The following is a 20129-nucleotide window of genomic DNA, read 5'->3' as shown; positions in this document are numbered from 1 at the left end:
AGTACGTGCCGGACGAAATCCGGCTCGAACCGGGGCTGCGGCGAGGTCACCTCGAGCTCCAGCCACCGGTTGCCGATCGGGTTTGCGGTGAAGAACATGTCGCGATCGTGCGTGACCGGGTTGCCGGAATCGCGGGCCGCGGTGAACTCGTCCAGCGGGATGGCGCCCTGGAAGGCCGGCGGCACCGGGTCCGCCACCAGCACCTCTGCCGCTTCGTCGTCGAATCCGTAGACGACGAGGAGGTGGTTGGTGTGCACGTCCCGGTACGCGGGCCGGAAGGGCAGATGGAAGTTGTCCGCGGCGACCGCGACCGTGTTCCCGGCGGCCAGCTCGGCCCGGACCTGCAGCCAGCCCTGATCGGCGTCGGCCGGCCGGTGCCATCGCGACCGGATCCCGTGGTGGGGCGCCAGACCGCTGAACAGCGAGTCGGCGTATCCCGGCAGGTAGTACTCCTCCCGCCGCAGATCACCGGGGTAGTGAAAACCCCAGGCGGCTCCGAGTACAGCCACCGGGTCCATGCCCCGCTGAGCCAGCAGCACCCCTGCGGTGGTGTGCAGGCAGTGCCCGAGTTCGTGCCGCCAGTACTCGACGGGCTTCAGTTCAACGCGCATGACGAACCCCCGGATCCGTCACTGCGGTGAGTGCGAACACGTGCATGGCCGGGTTGTCGGGCAGCCGCAGCGCGGTCAGGGCCCCCGGTACGGTCACCGGGATGCGCTGTTGCCAGATCACCGGCCGGTGCCCGGCCTGGGTGTGCCGGGGGTAGCGCAGCCCGGTGGCGCGGAACGCCTCCGGCTCGCCGAACCAGGAGTCGGTCTCGGGCCAGAAGTCCGACATCCGCAGCCACTCGGTGCGTGCTGCACCGTCGGCGTAGTGGAGTTCCACCTCGTCCTCGGTCCGCCGCTCGGCCGCGCCCAGCAGATAGATCCACTCGTAGTGGCCACCGGGCAGTGCGACCAGCTGCCCGCGGCAGCGGATGTTGTCGCCCTTTCCGGTCTCGCGCGGCGGGAACTCGAAATCGACGCCGTCCACCGCCACGGTGGATCCCGGCGCGGGCAGGTCCTCGGCCGGGAAAGTGTTGCGCCAGATGTTGAAGCCGTAATCCTCACCGGCCCCCGACTTTCCGATACCGAGATTGTTACAGGCTTCAGAAATGTCAATGACAGTGCTTATCATTTGTGGATGCACGCGAACCTCATAAGTTCCGTTTCCCGAGAAATGGCCGAGACGGTTTCAGAAATCATCCGGGCGGCCTATTCATCAGGGGATCTCCTGCCCGGCCTGCCGACCGCGGACGGCGCCCTGGCGGATTCCGCCGAGCTGTTCCACGACCTGTCCGCCGGGCAACTGCTCTGGGTTGCCCAGGTGTCGGGCGAGATCGTGGGCACCGTCCGGGCCGTCCGGAACGCGCCGGACAGCTGGGAGGTCCGGCGACTGGCCGTCTCGCCGTCGTCCCGGCACTCCGGGACCGCCCGCCGCCTGCTGCGCCGGCTGGAGGCCGACGCCCTGGCCGCCGGCGCGTCCCGGGTGGTTCTGGACGCCGTTGTGGAACGGGGCAATCCGGCGTTCTACGCACGTGTCGGGTACCGCACCGTGCGACACTTCCCGGCCGGCGACAAGCCGCTGTCCGAGGTGCGGATGGAGCGAGATCTCCGCGAGGCCCCCGCCCCCGTCCCGCACGACGCTCCCCCCGCCAGACCCGGTCTGCTGCTCGACTGGCTGGCGGTGCCCACGGGAACCGTCTGCCGTCTGCGGTTGATCTCCGGCGAAGGGGTGCCGGACGCGGGTTGCCACCGGACGCCACTGGGTGCCGACTTCTGGCCCGCCGCCGGGCCGGCCGAACTCGCCCGGGTCCGGGACGCGCTGGCCGAGGAGGCGGATCAGGTGGGCCGGGACGAACTGTTCTTCGGCCGGCCCGCGACCGGGATTGCCGCTTTCTGCGGACCGAGGCTGCTCCATCCCGCGCTGCTGGCGTGGTGGCGGAGTACCGCGGTACGACAGCAGCCCGTACGACAGCGGCCCGTACGGCCGAGCTGACCGGGTCACCCCGGCGACCGGGCAATCTCAAGGGCAGCAGCCGCGATCCGCTCGGGGCCCACCCCCGCGTGCTCCAGCAGGTTTCGCTCGTCGGCGACGAAGTCGAGGTACCCGTCCGGCACTCCGATGCGGCGGACCGGGCACGGGTGGTCCTCCGCGACGGCCTCACAGACGGCTGCTCCCAGCCCGCCGACCCGCACATGGTCTTCCACGGTGACCAGCCCTCTGGTCTGACGGGCCGCGCGCCCGAGCGCCGCCACATCGAGCGGTTTGACCGTGTGCATGTTCAGCACCCGCGTGGAATACCCCTGCTGCGCCAGGAGTTCCGCGGCCTCCAGGGCCATCACCACGGGATACGGCCCTGTGGCGACGACGGTGACGTCATCGCCGTCCCGCAGCAGGCGGGCTTCGCCGAGCCGGAATTCGTACGGTTCGGTGTTGACCATCGGTGTCGTCGCCCGGCCGAGCCGCAGGAACAACGGGCCCGGCAGATCGGCCGTCGCGTGAACAGCGGCCTCGGTCTCCGCGGCGTCGCACGGCACGACGATCGTCATGTTGGGCAGCGTCCTGATGATCGCGATGTCCTCGACGGCGTGGTGCGTCGGCCCGTAGTGCCCGGCGGACACCCCCGCATGCGTCACCACGATGCGGACAGGCAGGTTGTTGCCGGCCACATCGATCTTCACCTGCTCGCATGCCCTGCTCGCGGCGAAGCTGGAGATGGTGTTGGCGTAGGGCAGCAGCCCGGAGTGGGCCAGCCCGGCGGACACGCCCATCAGGTTCGCCTCGGCAATGCCCACGTTGACGTACTGGTCCGGAAGCAGCTCCCCGAACCGGTCCTCCAGCCCGCCCATGTCCGAGTCGACACAGAAGATCCGGGGATCCAGCCGCGCCATCTCGACCAGTGTGCGGCGGTACATCTCCCTGGTGGGCACCGCGTAGCGCTCCGCCCAGTCCTGCTGAGCCGCCGGGGTGTCGGTGATCAGTTCGTTCATGACTGCCTACCTGCTCTGAGGCCTGCCTTCGCACGCTGGTACAGCCGCGGCGTGAGCTGAACGGAATGGCTCTTCTTCTTGCCTTCGAACAGGGCGACACCGCGCCCCTTGACGGTTTTGGCGATCACTACCGTCGGACGGCCCGATGTGCCGGGCAGTGCGTCGAAGACCGCTCGCAGGGCGGCGTGATCGTGCCCGTCCACCTCGACGGCGTTCCAGCCGAAGCTGCGCCACCGCTCGGCCAGCGGCTCCAGCGCGATGCAGTCCTCGGTATCGCCGGTGATCTGCAGACCGTTGCGGTCCACCACCGCGACCAGGTTGTCCAGCCGGTACTGGGAGGCCATCATCGCCGCCTCCCAGACCGAACCCTCCTGCAGTTCGCCGTCACCGAGGAGAACGAAGGCCCGGCTGTCACGCCCGAGTCGGCGCATCGCCACCGCGACGCCGGCGCCCAGGGACAGGCCATGGCCCAGTGACCCCGTGGGGAACTCCACCCCCGGCAGCCGGCGCAACGGGTGTCCCGCGAGCCTGCTGCCCTGCTGGGTGTAGGTCTCCAGCTCGTCCGGATCGATGATGCCGACTTCTGCCAGCACGGCGTAGAGAGCAGGCGCGGCGTGCCCCTTGCTGAGCACGAACCGGTCACGGTCCGGCCATTCGGGTTCGGCCGGCCGCAGCCGCAGCACCTCCGTGTAGAGGTGTACGAGTACGTCCGTACACGACAGGCTGCCGCCGATGTGCGCCCCGTGCTCGGTCGCGCCCATCTGAAGGATGCGTTCCCTGACCCGGTAGGCACGGTCGGCGCATGCGACGTCTGATCGTTGGGTCGGGGCGGTCATCGTGCCGCTCCGCTCATCACCTGGTGCCAGGGCGGTCGGTGGTTCATCGCGGCGGCCAGCGGCGCCAGCTCGTCCAGCCGTGCCCACACCTTCTCGAAGGCACTCGCGCAGAGATCCAGCACCGGGCCGCAGTTCGGATTCAGGTGCCAGCGCTGCAGGGTGACCGATTCGTCGATCACCGCCATGCTGACCTGGTAGTCGGCGATCGGCACACCCAGGTGCTGGAATGCCGGCTGTCCGGGCAACGGCACGATCTGGTAGGACTGCAGCGGCACGCCCTCCGCACGCAGCGCTCGCTGCAGCATCGCCCGGAACTGGCCGGCCGGCAGCTCGGGGAATCCCGCGGCGGCCGGATCGAAGCGCAGCCGCAGGATGTGCCAGGCGTGGGTGCGGTCGTCGGGGCAGGTCGGCGCGATCACCCCCGGCAGGGCGCTCAGCCTGCCGAGGAAGCGGCGCACCACCCGGTCGCGCGCGGCCGAGTCGCTGTCGAGGCGGCTCAGTTGACAGCGGGTGAAGGCGGCTTGCACCGCGCTCATCTTCTCGTTGCCCGCGAGCACCCGTGAGATGTAGTCGCGTTCGCGGCCGGGGCGCAGATCCTCGCCGAACTGGCGGCGCAGCACCACACGTTCATGCAGGTTCTCGTCGTTGGTGGTCACCAGCCCGCCCTCGCCGCAGGTCGGCAGGTTCTTCACCGCGTTGAGGCTGACCGCGTTGATGTCACCGAGCGATCCGGCCCGCCGTCCGCCGTATTCGGCACCCTGGGCCTGCGCCGCGTCCTCGATCACATACAGGCCGTGCCTGTCGGCCAGCGCCCGCAGCGCGCCCATGTCGCAGGGCAGTCCGTGCAGGTGTACGGCGATGAGCGCCCTGGTCCGCCCGGTGACGGCCTTCTCGGCCGCGACCGGGTCCATCGTGTAGGTGACCGGGTCGATGTCGACGAACACCGGCACCAGTTGCCGCTGCACGATCGGCGCCGCGCTGCCGATGAAGGTCAGTGCGGGCACCAGGACTTCCGACCCCGGCTCGATGTCCAGGGCCGCCAACGACAGTTCCAGCGCCGCCGTTCCGTTCGCCACAGCGGCGCAGTACTGGGTGCCGACGTACTGCGCCCACTCCTGCTGCAATGCGCTGACTTCGCCCCGGCCCGCGTCGTTGGAGGTGAACAGGCCACGGTCGAGGACGCCGCGCAGCGCATCCTGTTCCTGGTCTGTCACCACCGGCCAGCCGACCAGCGCTTTGCTGACGTCCTGCTTGCCAACCGTACGGCTCCCGCCGAACATGGCCAGTTTGACGGCATCGCTCATGTCCCCGCCCCCACTTCTTCTGCCGCCCGCTGCGGAACGACCATGGCCATCGCGCTCAGGACCAGTTCTGGACGGTCGGGCAGCCGGACAGCCAGCAGCACGTCCCGGCGCGGCACCGGCAGCCAGACCCGGTCGGGCTCGGCCGCCGACACGACGAAGCGTTCGGGATCGACGCCGTGCTCGTAGTACAGCCAGGCCGTCTCGGCGGATTCCGGCTGCGCGGGGGCACTCAGGTCGATCCGCAGCCAGTCGTACCGGCCGTGGGGCAGGTCGACGAGCTGCCCGCGGCAGGGCAGCGGTTCTGTCAGCTCCAGCGCGACGGACCGGGTCACCGGTCACCCCACAGCTTCAACTGGCTGATCACGTAGTCGACGTACGCGCCGACCAGATCCACTCCGAGCACCTCGATCGCACCGTGGAACTCCGGCGTGTGGTTGACCTCGTTGACGAAGAGGCGGCCGTCGCGGTGCTCGATGACGTCCACACCCAGGACACCTTCGCCGATCGCGTTCGCCGTGTCCTGCAGCAGCTTGACCAGTTCGTCGGTGAGCGGGCAGTTCTCGGCCTGGCCGCCACGCGCGGTATTGGTGCGCCAGTGGTCGTGCCGCACCTTGTAGATCGCGCCGATCACCTCGCCACCGAACACATAGGCCTTGATGTCGCGGTCGGGCTTGTCCACATACTCCTGGATGTACGTGATCTGGTGCTGCGGTCCGGACAGCGCGGCCCGGTGCTCCAGCAGTGCCTCGGCCTGCTCGTGGTCGTGCATCCGCGCGGCCAGCCGGCCCCAGGAACCCGTGAGCGGCTTGACCACCGCCGGGTAGCCGAAGTCGTCCAGCTCCTCCAGCACCGGATCCGGAGTCAGGCCGACCAGAGCGCGGATCGTGGGCAGGCCGCCGTCCCGCAGAGCGAGTGTGGTGAGCAGCTTGTCGCCGCACAGGCCGATGACGCTGGAGCTGTTCACGACCGGCACTCCGGCATGCTCCAGCAGTCGGCAGGCGTAGTAGTTCCTGGTGTGGGAGATCTCCCGGCTGAGCGCTCCCGCGTAAGGCAGGTGCAGACGCTCCTGGTTGTTCAGCCGGACGGTGAACTTCCGGGCGTCGATCTGGTCGAACTCGATGTTGCGCCTGCGCAGCTCAGCGAGGAGCAGCCGCTCCTCCAGTCGTACTCTCGAGGTGAGTACGGCCAGCTTCTTTCGTTCTGCGGTCACGATCTGACGCTCCATTTCCCGCTCGCGCGGCGCCTCCGGGTGTCGGAATCGAGCGCAGCGAATCGACGAGCCGTGGCAACGCATCGGTCAACACATCGATGGCGGCCAGGTATTCGGGTATCTCGATGTGTTCGTCGACACTGTGGCAAAGCCGGGAGTTGCCCGGCCCGTACGCCGCGGTCGGCACCTGCCAGTACCGTCCGACCACGTTCCAGTCCGAGGTGCCGAGCTTCAGCTTCGGGACGGCGCGCGCACCGCGGGCGGACACGGCCGCGCTGATGGCCCGCACCACGGGGTCGGTGCGGGCCGAGCGGACGGCCGGCACCTCCTCGACCACGGTGACCCGGCGTCCTTCTCCGTCACTGAGCCAGGACGTGAACGCTCCGACGTCGAACCCGATGGGGATCCGGCAGGAGATCTCGAGGGCGGCCCGTTCGAGATCCGCGCTCATGGCGACGATCGTCGGCAGCGCGCGCTCGAACAGCGGTGAGGTCTCGGCGTGGTCCGCGGCCAGCCTGGCAGTCAGCGCGTTCCAGAACTCGAACGCGACCTCGGCCGCGGTCGCCTGGTCGGAGCTGGTGTGGGCCGGGGGCTGGGTGAAGTCCATCCGGAAGCGGAATACGCCCTTGTAACCGATGCCGATGGAATGCACCCCGCTGGGCTCACCGATGATCAATGCGTCGGGCGCCGGCAGATGCAGCAGATGCCTGGCACCGTGGGACGTGGCTTCCTCGCCGGCGGCACCGATCACCACGAGGCGCGCAGGGATGCTGTCCGCGAGTCTGGCGGCGGCGCAGATCATCGTGGCCAGCGGGCCCTTCGCGTCCACCGAGCCCCGGCCGGAGAGAACATCGCCGTCCAGCCGTACGGGGAGCGATCCGCGCACCGTGTCGATGTGCCCGAGCAGCATCACTTCAGGGCCGTCCGGATCGCCGACCGCCCCGTGCACGTTCCCGACCGCGTCGACGTGCGTGTCGAAACCCGCTGCGGCCATGCGCTCGGCCAGCATGGCGGCCAGCTCCCCCTCCTCTCCGGAGAAGGAGGGGATCTCCACCATGGCCCGCAACAGTTCGGTCTCGTCGCCGGGGGCCGGCCAGGTCATTCGCCGCCGCCGAGGGGATTGATGTCGACCAGCAGCATGTCGCGGATGCCGGTTTCGCTCACCGCCTGCGTCGGCGACACCTCGTGGGTGACCAGCCGGTCGTCAACAAAGATCGAGTCCAGCGGATCGGTCAGCGTCAGACGCGCCGCCTCACCGTTCTCGGGGTACACCGTGGATTCTCCGCCGATGCAGTCCTCGCGGCGGATCAGATGCATTCCGATATAGCAATGACCGTCCCGGTGCCGGCCCTCGGGCGTCGGCAGACCGACCTCGTCGCGGCGGGCGACCATACGGATCTGGTGGATCCCCAGCTCCCAGCTTCGCTGTCCGGAGATCGTGGTGGCCAGTTCGGTGTCGAAACCGACCAGCGCGGTCATACCGGGGTGCAGCAGCGCCTTCTCCTCGATGGGCGCGAATTCGCGATCCGCGCCCTTCCACAGCGGAATGCCGTCCTGCCGGAAGGTCTTGTGCGGCAACACCTCGAATTCGGGGCCGTCGCCACCGATCTCCACTCGCAGCCGCCCATATCGTCGGTACCGGTACTTTCCGCCGTCGATCAGCGCTTCATCGAGCGGAAGGTCGTTCCAGAACCGGCTGAATGCGTCGAGTTCGTCTGCCGACAGCAACGGGCGAAGGTTTGCTCCCTCCAACACCGTGAAACCGCGCCGAACGGTCGCCGCGGCAAGCCCTTCCACCGGGTTTCCCATGAAGTTGCTCGCGGCCACACCGAAGGCCCCCATTACATCCCTCCGTCGGTTCGAAATCTGCTGTGATGTTGGGCCCGTTCTGGGTCGTGACGGTCACCAGATTCGTCAACCACACTGTCATCGCAGCAGCTGCCGGACCTGTCGGTCATTACCCTGACTGTCACGGGCGGGCGAGCACGCGATGGCGTGGGAACGCCGCGAACCGAGCTGCCACGGGCATGGATCGCCCGGGTGCCGGCAAGGCGTGCCGGCACCCGGGCGATGGAGCCTCTAACGAACAGCGGCCGTCCGGCGGGGCCTGGCGATCACAGAGGCCCGGCCGACCATGTTGGCGATCTCGGCCCGCGAGGAGACACTGAGCTTGGTGAAAATCCGGCCCAGATGGGTTTCCACGGTCTTGTGGCTGACCTCGAGCTGCCGGGCGATCTGCCGGTTCGTCCTGCCCTGACTGACCAGGTTGGCGATCTCGAACTCCCGCTGGCTCAGCATGTACTGCTCCTCCGGCGGCACAGGGGCCGCCGGTACCCTGGCGCTCATCTCGGCCCGCAGCGCGCGCACCGCCGGCAGCAGATCACCCGCACCGCTGCTGACGGCCGTCGACTCCGCAGCGTCCAGGTGCTTCTCGGCTCTGGCGGGTTCCCCCAACGCCAGCAGTGCACGGGACGCCAGGAGATGCCCCTTCCCCGCTTCCAGTGGCTGGTCGTTCGTCGTCCCGGCGTCGATGGCCCGCAGGGCATGGGCCAGTGCCTCGGCCGGGCAGACGGCGACCCGGGCGAGCGCCGCGGCGGCCAGCCCGATGACGCCGGGCAGTCCGAGCGCCTCGGCGGAGATCCGCACCTGCTCGGCCCGGACCCGGGCTTCGTCCGGGCGGTCCCTGACCAGTTCTGCCCGGCTCATCAGGTCGTACGCCCTCGGGTGGTCCCAGAGCGGCAGATCGAGGAGCGAGGCACCGCCGCCCGCGTCGAGGACCGCCTCCAGACATTCGGCGGGTTGGCCGTTCGCCAGCAGTGCAGCGGCTTGCGTCAGCCGGGCCTGCCTCCACCTCGGGCTGTCCGGGGTCACCGCACTGCTCGCCGCCCGGCTGTCCGCGAGTGAGTTCAGCGTGGCTCCCACGGCGAGGGCGATCTGCGCTCGGAGGGTCAGCGCCATCGCCAGCAGGTCTTCGCAGCCGTGGTTCTGCGCGAGCCGGATCGCCTGCTCGGCCTGCGCCTGGGCGCTCTCCAGGTGCCCCCGGCGCAGATGCGCCGTGCCGAGACCGACCAGCAGCGGCACCATCGGCTGCCACTGGCCGTAGGGCCTGCTGAGGGCCAGCCCCCTGGTGAAGTGCCGGATGGCCTGCGCATACCGTTCGAGATGGATCTCCGCCCAGCCCACGTAGCACACCGCGTCGAGCCTGCGGGCCAGCTGATCGTCGGGCTGCCGGTCGATCAGCTGTGCGGCTTCCCCGGCGCTGCGGTGAGCCACCACGGACGAGCCCTTGGCCAACGAGGCAATGGCGTGGACGCCGAGCGCGAGTACTTGCAGCATGTGATCGCCGCTGCCGGCCGCGCCGAGCAATGCGTCCTCGGACCACTCCCAGCCGGTGTCCCACACGGTGGTGGCTGCCAGGGCCAGGCGCAGCCGCGTCACGTTTGCCGCGGGGTCCCCATGCGCGATGGCCAGCCGCAGCATCGCACGTGCTTCGGTGTACCGGCCGGCATACAGGGCGAGTTGCGCACGGCACTCCACGGCCGCAGCGGCGCCGGCGGAGCCATCCATGCCGCCCTTGAGCAGCTCGTCACGGCGGTCCAGCGCTTCCCGGCCGTCATCGAGCCGTCCGGTCAGTATGGCGCCGCGAGCCAGTGAGGTCAGCAGCTCCAAGCGCTGCTCATGGTGCTCCGGACGGTCGCCGAGCAGGCGCAACGCGGTGCGGTACCAGGAGGCCGCGGTGTCCGGAGCACTCAGATCGATCGCCCGGCCCGCGGCGATCAGCACGGCGACGCTGTCCGGGCCGTCGTCGCCCACCCGCTCGACGTGTTCGGCGATGCGGACGGCCGGCTGGTTCCGGCTGCGCAGTGCCTCGACGGCACGGGCGTGGGCGCCCAGCCGCCATCCGTCCGGCGCCGACCGGTAGGCGACACCGCGGAGAACCGGATGACGGAAGCGGAAACAGCCGGGCACGTTCTCCGCCTCGACCAGGTCGAAGGCCAGCAGTTCGTCGATCGCGACGAGCACGGTCGCACGGTCCAGTTCCGCGACCAGCGTGGTCAGTTCCAGATCGAAGGCATCACCCACCACCGCTGCCGCCTGGGCGACCACCCGGGCAGTGCCGGACAGCCTGTCCAGGTCCATCAGGATCGGCGCGGTGACCTCGTGCGGGAGCTCGATACCCGCCCGCAGAATCGACTCACCACGGCAGCTCTTGCCCTGGCACAGCGCCATGAGGAGATGCAGATAGCGCGGGTTGCCGCCGCTGTGCTGGTGCAGGGTCATCTGATGCTGGCCGCACAGATGTTCCGGATACAACTGCTCGGCCGCCTCGCTGCCGAGCGCTCCCAGGGGGAGGTCCTCGATGTCCCAGTGGGATTGCGCGGTGCCCAGCGCGGCGAGCAGTCGGTTCGCGATACCGCGAGACCGGTAGGCCAGTACCACAAGCAGGTTCGTCAGCGGTGGGTGGCGCAGTAACTGCTCCAGAGCGACGTTGATCCCGTGCGTCGCCTCGTGAAGGTCATCGACTACCAGCACCAGTCCGCCCGGTCCGGCGAGCTCCGCCAGCGGGGCGCGGGACTGGTGCGGTGCTGCCGGGGCTCCGGGCGCCGGGGTGCCGAGCACCGATGTCAGTGTGTCGAAAGGGCCGTGCTGGTCCTCGGCGGCGGTGCTGCCGATCACGGTCGTGCCGGAATTCTCAGCCGCGAGCGCCAGGAATTCGGTCAGCAGCCTGGTTTTCCCGATGCCCGCTTCGCCGGGCATCTTGATGAGCCTGGGCCGCTTGTGCAGATTACGGACTGCCTTCGCGAGGATGTTCAATTCTCGCTGCCGTCCGGTGAACCACTGGTCGATCGCTGTGCCGGACAATGCTGATCTCCCCGTTGTCTCAAACTGCTCAAATGCACCCTGTTAGCTGTTTTGCAACTGTTCAGGGCAACTCGTGAACTGCGGTGATGCGGTACAAATCGGTCACTGCGGTCGATGGGTGTGCCCTCGCGACCCCGGATCGGCCGCCGCCCGCGAACGAGGAGCCGGCGGCGCCGATGCCTCCCCACAGCACGACCGCGCCGAAGTTGCCGCGTCGGCGTTCGGACACAAGTCGGGCCGGGGCGAGGAGGGCTGGTGGGCCGTAGAAGGAGTCGGCGGACGCGTACGGGGTGCGGGCGGAGGGGCGTCCGCAGCCGCTGCACGTGATGTGCGCCCGCCGGCGCCGCCGCGCCGAAGACAGCCGAGGACGCCCGACGCGCCCCGCCCCGTGGTCCGGGCCGGGGCGGCTGCGGGACCGCACCGAGGAACACCAGCGGCGCACGGCCTCCGCGTTCCCGTTCGACGACAACGCCTCGGAGTCCGGGCATTTCGCCCGTATCCGCTCACATCTCCACTGGCACAACCAGGAGAATCGAGGGAACAGTTACCGCGACTGGGCCATCGACCGGCGAAGGCTCAAGGGGCGCATGTCAGTCCACACTTCTTCAATATGGGACAGACATTCCTGCTTCGTACCCGTCACGCCGACCTGTCGCCAGCCGTCCGGCAATTCACGGCCGGACACCCAGATCGAATACTGCTCCTCGCCGTTCACTACCACGACGTAAGTGATCTCATCGTTGACTTCTGCCATGACTGCTCCCCGTTTTAGCGATTGATGCATCCGTGCGAGGCCATGCCGTCGCGCCGAGCCAGATGTTGTGTTCATGTTGGCCGCCCGGTACATCAACGCACCGGAGACGTCCGCCAGGGCGGTTCTCTTCAGGACAACTAGTGAAATGTGGCGAGGCGATGCGATTCGGCATTTTCGGCCAAACCGATCTTGTGAGCTCTGATCGGTACCCGCTCCCTGTAGTTCACTGACAGGGGTCATGCGTGTTTCAATCGTGAGATGGCCGGGAGTCCTTGTCAAGATCCTTGGCTCGTTGACGCTTCATCAAACTCCCTGTTGCAGCCGCCAATTGGGTCCTTCTGCCGACTTCGGCCTGATGGCGCACCGTAAGACCCCGTTCAGGATCCTCCGCTCACGGGGTCGTGAAGAAACCGCTCATCCCCTGGGCGCGCCGGGCAGCAATGCCGCGGGCTCCACACAAGGGCCGAAGGGTTGGCCGAGTACCGTCCGAGTGCGACCTTGGGCCGCGGAGGCGACGGTCGGGTCGAAAGCAGGGCAGAAGACCCCTCCCACCCGGGCCCTGATCCACTGGCCGGAACCGTGCGGTAGATTTTGCGCGCCCTTGACCAGTACCAATTCATCGACACGGAGACCGGCCCCTCAATGAGCGACATCGTCAACGGACTTGGCCGCGCGAGCGCGTACGGCGCCCTCGGTGTGGTCCTCCTGATCCTCGGCATCGTCCTGATCGACCTGCTGACGCCCGGAAAACTCGGCCGGCAGATATGGGAGGACCGCAACCGCAACGCCGCACTACTGCTGAGCTCCGCGCTGCTGGGCATCGGCGGCATCGTGTTCACCTCGATCTGGACGACGTACGACAACTTCGGCAAGGGCCTGGCATCGACCGCCGCGTTCGGTCTGCTGGGCCTGGTGATGATGGCGGTGGCCTTCCTGATGGTGGACCTGGTCACGCCGGGCAAGCTGGGCGCGACCCTGGTCGAGCCGGAGCCGCACCCGGCGGTGTGGGTGACCGCCTCCTGCAACATCGCGGTGTCGGCGATCGTCTCGGCGTCGATCGCCTGAGCTACCCGAGCAGCCCGGCCAGGATGCCTCCTCACCTGCGGGCCGGTTGATATTTTCGGGGTCCACCCGGAGTCCCGGGAGGGGCTTGCGCCACAGACTCCGTGTGACGTCACGACGCCTCGTGGAAGACCAGGCCCAGTGAGTGCCGCTTCCCCGAGCGCACCGCGCTGACCCCGTGGCGCACCGGGGAGGCCGACCAGCCGCGCTGTGAGCGGACCGGGCGGTCGCGGGTGGTGAAGATCAGGGCGTGGCCCTGCTTCAGCAGCGTCGCCGTGCCGCGCGACTGCGCCCGCGGCCGCTGCTCGACGAGCAGGAACTCTCCCCCTGTGTAGTCGACTTGAGGCTCGTCGAGGCCGATGACGACCTGGAGGGGGAAGACGGCATCGCCGAACAGGTCGCGGTGCAGGGCGTTCCAGTCCTCGGCGCCGTACCGCAGCAGGATCTGCGACGACTTGGTCTGTCCGGCCTCGTGGCACATGGCCAGCCACTCCGCCAGGCTATCCGGCCAGGGTGCCGGCCGGCCGAGGCGCTCGGCCCAGTCGCGGGCTATCGGCAGCAGACGGGGGTAGAACGTCTCCCGCAGCTCCTGAACGAGCGCGGGCAGCGGCGCGGCGAAGTAACGGTACTGGCCGGAGCCGAAGCGGTAGCGGGCCATGTCGACGGTGGAGCGGAATCGGTCCGTCTCGTCGTACAGCTCCGCGACGGACCGGCACTGGGCGGGGGTGAGAACCGGCGGCGTCAGCGCGCAGCCGTACTCGTCGATCTCTTCGGCGAGGGCACTCCAGTCGGCGCGAGGCCGCTTCGTGGGGGTGCTCATGGCGTGTTCCAGAAGTGGTGCATGGCGTACGAACTCCAGGGCCGCCACCCTTGGGCGTCGGCCGTCGTCGATCCCGCGCGTCGCATCCCGGCCCGGACCGCCGCGTCCCCGGACAGCAGGACGTCGGGGTCGCCGAGCGCGCGCATCCGGATGTAGCCGGCCGTCCACGGGCCGATGCCGGGCAGGGCGAGCAGCTCTCGTTCGGTCTCGTCCCGGGCGGCGCCGGGGTCGAGGGCGATCGCGCCCTCGGCGAGTGCTGCGGTGAGGGTACGGAGCGTGGCGCGGCGCGCGTCGGGCATCGCGAGTGCCTCCAGACCGGCCTCGTCCAGAGGGGCCTCGGCGAGGGCGTCCGGCTGCGGGAACAGATGGGTGAGACCGCCGCTCGGCTCACACAGCCGCTGCCCGTACGCCGCCACCAGTGCGTCGCCGAGCCGTCGGTCGCCCAGCACCGCCCGTACGGCGAGTTCGTGGGGGTCGGCGGTCCCCGGGGCTCGCAGCCCCGGGCGGGCGGCGACGAGCGGGGCCAGGGACGGGTCGGCGCCGAGCCGGTCGGCGACGGCGCACGGGTCGGCGTCCAGGTCGAAGAGGCGGCGCATCCGCTGGGTGGCCGTCGTCAGGTCGCGCAGGTCCGTGAGGTGCAGCCGGCATGCGAGCCAGCCTCCGGGGCCTGTCTGTTCGCCGACCTCGGCGATACCGGACCCGCCGGGCAGCCGGAGGGTCCTGCGGTAGATCCGGGAGCCGCGCTCGCCGACGATCTCTTCGATCCCCGTGATCGCGCGGCTGCCGAGGTAGTCGAAGACCTCCACGGAGGCGTAGGGGCCGCGGTAGGCCAGCCGCAGCGGGACTCCGGCGGCGGCCCCGTTCTCCTGGGCGATGGGGCCGAAGCGCGAGGTGCGCCCGGTCCTCGCGGAGCGGAGTTCGCTGGGGGTGGCCGCGTAGATCTCCCGCATGGTGTCGTTGAACTGCCGCACACTCGCGAACCCGGCCGCGAACGCGATCTCCGCCGTCTGCATCGTGGTCGTCTGGAGCAGGACGCGCGCGGTGTGACCGCGCTGCGCCCGCGCCAGCGCGATGGGGCCCGCGCCGAGTTCGGCGTTCAGCTGCCGCTGCACCTGCCGGGCGCTGTACCCCAGCCGGGTGGCGAGACCCGCCACACCCTCCCGGTCCACGATCCCGTCGCCGATCAGCCGCATGGCGCGGCCGACGACATCGGCGCGGGCGTTCCACTCGGCGGAGCCGGGCACGGCGTCGGGGCGGCAGCGACGGCAGGCCCGGAAGCCCGCGCCCTGTGCCGCTGCGGCGGTCCGGTAGAACGACACGTTCTGGCGCTTGGGGGTGACCGCGGGGCAACTGGGCCGGCAGTAGATCCCGGTGGTGGACACGGCGAAGAAGAACACCCCGTCGAACCGGGCATCTTTGCTGCTCACCGCCTCGTACCTGCTGTCCTCGATCGTCATGGGGCCAGTATGGGCACCGCCGCGGGCCCGGGGCTGGCGGAAATCGGACACGGCGTTCGGGCGGGGGTTCCGCATGGTATGGGGTGCCGGTAAGAACTCTGTCACCAGCCGCAATCGATCGGTCAGGGCTTCGTGACCACGGTCTTCTTGGGCTGACGAGGGACGGTCTTGGTCTTGTCGAGGTGCCCGTACACCGTTGGCCTCGGCACGCCGAACATGTCGGCGATCTGCTGGACGGTCTTCTCCCGCTCGTCGTAGAGCCGTTGGGCGAGTGCGGCCTGGTCCTCGGTGAAGCGTGGCCGGCGCCCGCCGACCCGGCCGCGAGCCTGTGCGGAGGCGAGTCCGTCGTTGGTGTTCGCCACGATCAGCTCGCGCTGAAGCTCTGCCAGTACGGACAGCATCCCGAACGTCGCCCGGCCCTACGTGGTGGCGGTGTCGATGCCCTGCTCGATGACGTGCAGCCCGATGCCGCGCTCGCGCAGTTCGGCGCCGAGGGTCACCTGGTGCAGCACGGAGCGGGAGAGCCGGTCGAGCTGGGTGACCTGCAGCGTGTCGCCTTCGCTAAGCAGCTGCATGACGAGGTCGAGCTTCGGGCGGGACGCCTTCGCGCCGCTGGCGACGTCGGCGTGGATGTTGTCGCGGTCGACATCGTGGTGGAGTAGTGCGTCGATCTGATGATCGGGGTCCTGATCGGCCGTCGATGTACGCGCGCATCGTTGCCCTGGACCTGGTCGCAGGCGCGGAGATGCACCTCAAGCGCGGCAGCGTTGAGCAGGCGTGCGCCACCTGGCACCGGGCCTTCGACCACATGGGCGGTGTCCGCTCCGTCCGCACCCGAAAGGCGGTCTCCCGCATGCGCAGCGACCTCGCACGCTTCCGGGCCCGTGGCCTGCGGTGCGTGGCCGAGCTCGACGAACGGGGACGCGACTTCCTCGCCCGCGTCTGACCTCAGCGGCACCCGGAGAAGCGGCAGGCGATCGGCTCCAGATAGTCCGCGTGTGGACCGGCCAGACCGGCCAGTTCGTCCGGCGAGCGCACCAGGGCGATGTCGTCGAGTTCAGGTTCGCGGCCCTGGACGCGCTCGGCTGCTGCAGCAGCGGTGAAGTCTGCGCGCAGCGTTTCCTCGGGAAGAGCCGGGGCGAGGTAGGTCAGGCCGATGCTGCTGTTCTCGCCGCGGGTGACGACCCACAGCTTCAGGTCCTCGGTGGCCGCGCCGATCCCCACCTCCTCAGCGAGCTCTCGCGCGGCCTGGCCGGCGAGTGCCGACTCGTCCAGCACCGCCCCGTTCTGGGGAGGCTCCACAGACCCCCCTGGCAGCTGCCAGCGGCCCGGGGCGGCCGTAGAGGGCGACATCCTCGCTGCCAGCACACGGCCGTCGTCTGTCGGCTGGACGACGTTCACGAACAACGAGGGCAGTGCGGTGGCGCCGGGAACGCGACGCAAGGCGTAGTGCCGGTAGGTCACACGCACCCAGGAGAGGCGCAGGATGCGCGGGCCAGTCCGCTCCAGTCCCCCACACGCCACCACAGGCCCGTCGAAGAGGGTGGGGTTGGCCCGGACTGCCATGTCCCACACCCGGTCTCGGGCCTCAGCGTCCTGGGGCGGCAGCGGCGGCTCCGCAGCTTCGGTCAGCAGGAGCCGTTCAACGTCGAAGAGGTCAATGCCCACGGGGGGGCAGTGTCTCGGTCACCGGCCCATCGTAGATGCCGCCGTTCCTTGCACGCGACGTGCTCGGCCAGCCAGGCGTCAGCTTGTCCGCGTCCGCAACGGTGCACTCACGGAAGCCCAGGTGCCCGCAGATCTGCGCACGGTGATACTCGATCGTCCGGCCGGTCCACTCGTACGCCCCCAGCTCGGACGCGGGTACCTGCACCTGCCGCGCGACGAACTCCACGGCCTCGCCCGGCAGCTCGAACCGGCCCCGGGGAAACCGCCCGTACTGCGTGTAGTACTTCAGCAGCACAGCGAAGCCCAACCGCGTCGCACCACGCTTGCCCGCCACGAGCGCCTGCTCGTCCTTCAGCAGCGTCCAGTGCTCAACCAGCTCGTCAACATCCATCGGCGCCCGTGCCACGATCGCCGATCGTCCCGGCCCGGCTTCAACGACAGAGTTCTTACCGGCACCCCGGGATGCGGTACCGGAGTCGGTAGCGGGTTCAGTACGCGGCGATCAGCACGGGGCCGCCCCGTACGTCCACGCCACTGATCCAGTCGGCGCGCAACTGGAGCGCACGGCCCCCCGGCACCGCGGGACGGAGCAGACGTTGCCGGTGCAGGACCTGGTCGTCCTGGGTGACGACAAGGCGCGGCCCGGCGAGTGTCCGGGACGTCCGCAGTGTGAACCGGCCGTGCCGTGGTGCCGGCCCGTCGGGGTCGATGATGTTGGGTGCGGCCCAGCACAGCGGCCATTCGACCTGCACGGGCAGCGTGGTTGTGGGCCATTGCTCCCCGGCGAGGTGCCGCAGTACAGGGCCCGCGGCGTGCCGTCCCTCCTCGGCGGCGGTGTCCGCCCGCTCGCCTCCGTGCAGCAGATTACCGACGGCGAAGACGCCGGACTCGTCCGTACGGAACGCGGCATCGACGGCCGGTCCCCGGGTGCCGGGGTCGAGCGTGATTCCGCCGCGTCTGGCCAGCTCGTGGTCGGGGATCCAGTCGCCGGTGAAGACGACGGTGTCGCAGCCGACGGTGGTGGTTCTGCCGTCCCGGTGCCGCAGCCCGACTCCGGTCAGGCGGCCCCGGCCGGTCAGTCCGGTCACCGTGGCATGGGTGAGCAGCGGGATGCCGCGGAGCAGTGTCTGCGGCGGGCGCGCCTGGTCGGTGACCATCGCGACGACCTCGACGCCGCCCGCCCGGAGGGTGCCCACCGCGGAGAAGGCGACGGGCTCCGCGCCGACGACGACGGCGCGGCTGCCGACCCGCTGCCCGTGGAGGTGGACCGCCTGCTGGAGCTCGCCCGTCGTGAGCACCCCGGCCGGCCGGGTGCCGGGCACCAGCCGGGCGCTGCGCGGCCGTTCGCGCGCTCCGGTGGCCAGGACGACCGCCCGTGCGGTGATCCGTTCCAGGCCTGCCGGGCTCGTGGTGTCCACGGTGCGCGAGCCTGCCCATCCCGTGACGGTGACGCCGGTGCGCAGGTCCGCTCCGGCACGTACCGCGGCGTCGACGAGGTGGCGGACGTACTGCGGGCCGTTCATCGGACGGCGCAGGTCGCGCAGCCCGAAGCCGCCGTGGTGGCAGTGGCGCGGGATGCCGCCGGGCTGCTGTTCGCGCTCGAGGATCTCGACGCGGCCCGCGCCCGCCGCGGCCAGCCGCGCGGCTGCGGCGAGTCCGGCCGGGCCCGCGCCGACGACGAGGACGTCGGCCGTACGTGTCCGCCGGCTCATCGCCCCGCCCCGAGCTGTCCGGCCTCGAAGAGGTCGCGCACGGCCGGCCCGCAGTAGAAGCCCTGGCAGCGGCCGCCTCGTGCACGGGTACGGCGCCGGAGTCCGTCGAGCGAGCCCGGCGGGACCGTACTGTCCAGCGCATCGCGGATCTCACCGCGCGAGACACGTTCGCAGTGGCAGACGAGCGTGCCGTACGCGGGGTCCGCCGCGATGAGGTCGGCGCGTTGGTAGGGGCGCGGAAGTGCCTCCCCGAGGTTGGGCATGCGCAGGGGCTCCAGTTCACTCGCCGGCCCGAGGCCGAGCCCGGCGTCGGCGAGCAGCTCGGTGACGTACGCGGCGATGGCCATGGAGGCGGTCAGTCCGGTGGAGCGGATGCCGCCCACGGCGATGTACCGCTGCCGCGCGTGGGCGCGGATCCGGTAGTCGTCGTGCTCGGTGGCGGCGCGCAGTCCCGCGTAGACGGCGGTGACCTCCTCGTCGAGCAGCTCGGGCATGATCCGCCGGCCCTTCTCGCGCAGGGCGGCCAGCCCTTCGGCCGTCGATGCGGTGGCTTCCTTGTCGTCGACGTCCTCGGCGGTCGGGCCGAGCATCACATTGCCGTACACGGTGGGCGCCACCAGCACGCCCTTGCCGAGCGCGGTCGGGACCGGCAGCAGGATATGGCGGACCAGGTCACGGGCGAGCTTGTCGAAGACGATCAGCTGGCCGCGGCGGGGGGTGACGGTGAAGTCCCCGTGTCCGAGCTGCCGGTCGAGTGCGTCGGCGTACAGACCGGCGGCGTTGACGAGGTAGCGCGTGCGCAACAGGCCTCGGGTGGTGGCAAGTTCGTGGTGGGTGCCGCTGGTCACGGACTCCACCCGGCAGTTCAGATGCAGATCGACGCCGCCGCGGACGGCCTGGGTGGCGTACGCGAGTGTTGTCGTCCAGGGGCAGATGATGCTTTCGCCCGGGACGTCGAGCGCGCCGAGTGCGCCCGGTCCGAGGTGCGGCTCTCGTACACGCACCTCGTCGGCGCAGATCAGGCGCGCGTCGTGGTAGCCGTTGCGTTCGGCCTTGGCGGCGAGCCCGGGGAGGGCGGCGAGCTGCTCCTGGTCCCAGGCGACGAGGAGCGCGCCGAGCGGCTCGACGGGGATGCCGGTTTCCGTGGCGTACGCGGCCAGCCGCCGCTGCCCTTCGCGTACGAGCCGGGATTCCAGGGATCCCGGCACGGCGTCGAAGCCGGTGTGCACGATCGCCGTGTTCGCCTTCGACGTGCCACTGCCGACGTCGTCGCAGGCATCGAGGAGGGCGGTACGCAGCCGGTGGCGGGCGAGTTCGCGGGCGATGGCCGTGCCGACCACACCGGCGCCGACGACGATCACGTCGTGGACGGTGTCCGGCAGTTCCCCTGCGGTCGTGACGGTCATGGTGC

Annotated in this window: 20 protein-coding genes and 2 pseudogenes; 3 read left to right on the top strand and 19 right to left on the bottom strand. The window is 70.0% G+C overall.

What is annotated here, in order from left to right; genetic code table 11:
• Positions 1 to 245: 245 nt before the first annotated feature.
• Positions 246 to 518: pseudogene (locus tag OG883_RS47000) on the bottom strand (BtrH N-terminal domain-containing protein); the annotation flags it as partial.
• Between the two features lie 82 nt (positions 519 to 600).
• Complete coding sequence (locus OG883_RS12800) at positions 601 to 1176, bottom strand: hypothetical protein (RefSeq protein ID WP_266539288.1); 576 nt, start codon at positions 1174 to 1176, stop codon at positions 601 to 603.
• A 42-nt stretch (positions 1177 to 1218) separates the two neighbouring features.
• Between OG883_RS12800 and OG883_RS12795 the strand changes: the two genes are divergently transcribed.
• Positions 1219 to 2037, top strand: coding sequence for a GNAT family N-acetyltransferase (locus OG883_RS12795; RefSeq protein WP_266539285.1), 819 nt, complete (start codon positions 1219 to 1221; stop codon positions 2035 to 2037).
• Positions 2038 to 2042: 5 nt separating this feature from the next.
• Here the strand turns inward: OG883_RS12795 and OG883_RS12790 are convergent, their stop codons facing one another.
• The 9 genes from OG883_RS12790 to OG883_RS12750 form a co-directional block, all read right to left on the bottom strand.
• Positions 2043 to 3032, bottom strand: a complete 990-nt coding sequence (locus tag OG883_RS12790; RefSeq protein WP_266539282.1) for a transketolase family protein — start codon at positions 3030 to 3032, stop codon at positions 2043 to 2045.
• Positions 3029 to 3868: a transketolase gene (locus OG883_RS12785; protein ID WP_266539279.1), complete on the bottom strand. Its 840-nt coding sequence runs from the start codon at positions 3866 to 3868 to the stop codon at positions 3029 to 3031. The genes OG883_RS12790 and OG883_RS12785 overlap by 4 nt, the downstream gene beginning before the upstream one ends.
• Positions 3865 to 5172 carry a DegT/DnrJ/EryC1/StrS aminotransferase family protein gene (locus tag OG883_RS12780; RefSeq protein WP_266539276.1) on the bottom strand — a complete coding sequence of 436 codons (1308 nt, stop codon included), beginning with the start codon at positions 5170 to 5172 and terminating at the stop codon, positions 3865 to 3867. The genes OG883_RS12785 and OG883_RS12780 overlap by 4 nt, the downstream gene beginning before the upstream one ends.
• Complete coding sequence (locus OG883_RS12775) at positions 5169 to 5504, bottom strand: hypothetical protein (protein WP_266539273.1); 336 nt, start codon at positions 5502 to 5504, stop codon at positions 5169 to 5171. The genes OG883_RS12780 and OG883_RS12775 overlap by 4 nt, the downstream gene beginning before the upstream one ends.
• The gene (gene lysX / locus OG883_RS12770) at positions 5501 to 6382 is read right to left on the bottom strand and encodes a lysine biosynthesis protein LysX (protein ID WP_266539270.1); all 882 of its coding nucleotides are present in this window, start codon (positions 6380 to 6382) and stop codon (positions 5501 to 5503) included. The genes OG883_RS12775 and lysX overlap by 4 nt, the downstream gene beginning before the upstream one ends.
• Positions 6309 to 7484 carry a M20/M25/M40 family metallo-hydrolase gene (locus OG883_RS12765; RefSeq protein WP_266539267.1) on the bottom strand — a complete coding sequence of 392 codons (1176 nt, stop codon included), beginning with the start codon at positions 7482 to 7484 and terminating at the stop codon, positions 6309 to 6311. Before OG883_RS12765 ends, lysX begins: the two co-directional genes overlap by 74 nt.
• Positions 7481 to 8224, bottom strand: coding sequence for a 2OG-Fe dioxygenase family protein (locus OG883_RS12760; protein ID WP_266539264.1), 744 nt, complete (start codon positions 8222 to 8224; stop codon positions 7481 to 7483). Before OG883_RS12760 ends, OG883_RS12765 begins: the two co-directional genes overlap by 4 nt.
• 237 nt (positions 8225 to 8461) lie before the next feature.
• Positions 8462 to 11245, bottom strand: a complete 2784-nt coding sequence (locus OG883_RS12755; RefSeq protein ID WP_266539261.1) for a LuxR C-terminal-related transcriptional regulator — start codon at positions 11243 to 11245, stop codon at positions 8462 to 8464.
• A gap of 544 nt (positions 11246 to 11789) precedes the next feature.
• Positions 11790 to 11999: an MbtH family NRPS accessory protein gene (locus tag OG883_RS12750; RefSeq protein ID WP_266539258.1), complete on the bottom strand. Its 210-nt coding sequence runs from the start codon at positions 11997 to 11999 to the stop codon at positions 11790 to 11792.
• Positions 12000 to 12641: 642 nt separating this feature from the next.
• Here OG883_RS12750 and OG883_RS12745 point away from each other — a divergent pair.
• Positions 12642 to 13064 carry a DUF350 domain-containing protein gene (locus OG883_RS12745; protein ID WP_266539255.1) on the top strand — a complete coding sequence of 141 codons (423 nt, stop codon included), beginning with the start codon at positions 12642 to 12644 and terminating at the stop codon, positions 13062 to 13064.
• A gap of 109 nt (positions 13065 to 13173) precedes the next feature.
• On the opposite strand, the gene OG883_RS12740 is transcribed toward OG883_RS12745, so the two are convergent.
• From OG883_RS12740 to OG883_RS12725, 4 genes and pseudogenes are all read right to left on the bottom strand, one after another.
• Positions 13174 to 13881, bottom strand: coding sequence for a 2OG-Fe(II) oxygenase (locus OG883_RS12740; protein WP_266539252.1), 708 nt, complete (start codon positions 13879 to 13881; stop codon positions 13174 to 13176).
• Positions 13878 to 15338: an AlkA N-terminal domain-containing protein gene (locus tag OG883_RS12735; RefSeq protein WP_266539249.1), complete on the bottom strand. Its 1461-nt coding sequence runs from the start codon at positions 15336 to 15338 to the stop codon at positions 13878 to 13880. Before OG883_RS12735 ends, OG883_RS12740 begins: the two co-directional genes overlap by 4 nt.
• Positions 15339 to 15460: 122 nt before the next feature.
• On the bottom strand, positions 15461 to 15739 hold the full coding sequence (locus tag OG883_RS12730) for a helix-turn-helix domain-containing protein (protein ID WP_266539246.1): 279 nt from the start codon (positions 15737 to 15739) through the stop codon (positions 15461 to 15463).
• Positions 15713 to 16009, bottom strand: a pseudogene (locus OG883_RS12725) (recombinase family protein); the annotation flags it as partial. The gene OG883_RS12730 and the pseudogene OG883_RS12725, both read right to left, overlap by 27 nt.
• 29 nt (positions 16010 to 16038) lie before the next feature.
• On the opposite strand from OG883_RS12725, the gene OG883_RS12720 reads away from it, so the two are divergent.
• The gene (locus OG883_RS12720; RefSeq protein ID WP_266539243.1) at positions 16039 to 16284 is read left to right on the top strand and encodes a hypothetical protein; all 246 of its coding nucleotides are present in this window, start codon (positions 16039 to 16041) and stop codon (positions 16282 to 16284) included.
• 2 nt (positions 16285 to 16286) lie between these two features.
• On the opposite strand, the gene OG883_RS12715 is transcribed toward OG883_RS12720, so the two are convergent.
• From OG883_RS12715 to OG883_RS12700, 4 genes are all read right to left on the bottom strand, one after another.
• The gene (locus OG883_RS12715) at positions 16287 to 17006 is read right to left on the bottom strand and encodes an NUDIX hydrolase (RefSeq protein ID WP_266539240.1); all 720 of its coding nucleotides are present in this window, start codon (positions 17004 to 17006) and stop codon (positions 16287 to 16289) included.
• A complete protein-coding gene (locus tag OG883_RS12710; RefSeq protein ID WP_266539237.1) occupies positions 16996 to 17412 on the bottom strand; it encodes a DUF4158 domain-containing protein in 417 nt (138 codons plus the stop codon). The genes OG883_RS12715 and OG883_RS12710 overlap by 11 nt, the downstream gene beginning before the upstream one ends.
• Positions 17413 to 17494: 82 nt before the next feature.
• Complete coding sequence (locus tag OG883_RS12705; protein ID WP_266539234.1) at positions 17495 to 18718, bottom strand: NAD(P)/FAD-dependent oxidoreductase; 1224 nt, start codon at positions 18716 to 18718, stop codon at positions 17495 to 17497.
• Positions 18715 to 20124, bottom strand: coding sequence for an FAD-dependent oxidoreductase (locus tag OG883_RS12700; RefSeq protein ID WP_266539224.1), 1410 nt, complete (start codon positions 20122 to 20124; stop codon positions 18715 to 18717). The genes OG883_RS12705 and OG883_RS12700 overlap by 4 nt, the downstream gene beginning before the upstream one ends.
• Positions 20125 to 20129: the final 5 nt, after the last annotated feature.

This window comes from Streptomyces sp. NBC_01142, from assembly GCF_026341125.1.
Classification (GTDB): domain Bacteria; phylum Actinomycetota; class Actinomycetes; order Streptomycetales; family Streptomycetaceae; genus Streptomyces.
The sequence above is the reverse complement of the archived record's forward strand: the minus strand, read 5'-3'. Positions and strand labels throughout refer to the sequence as shown.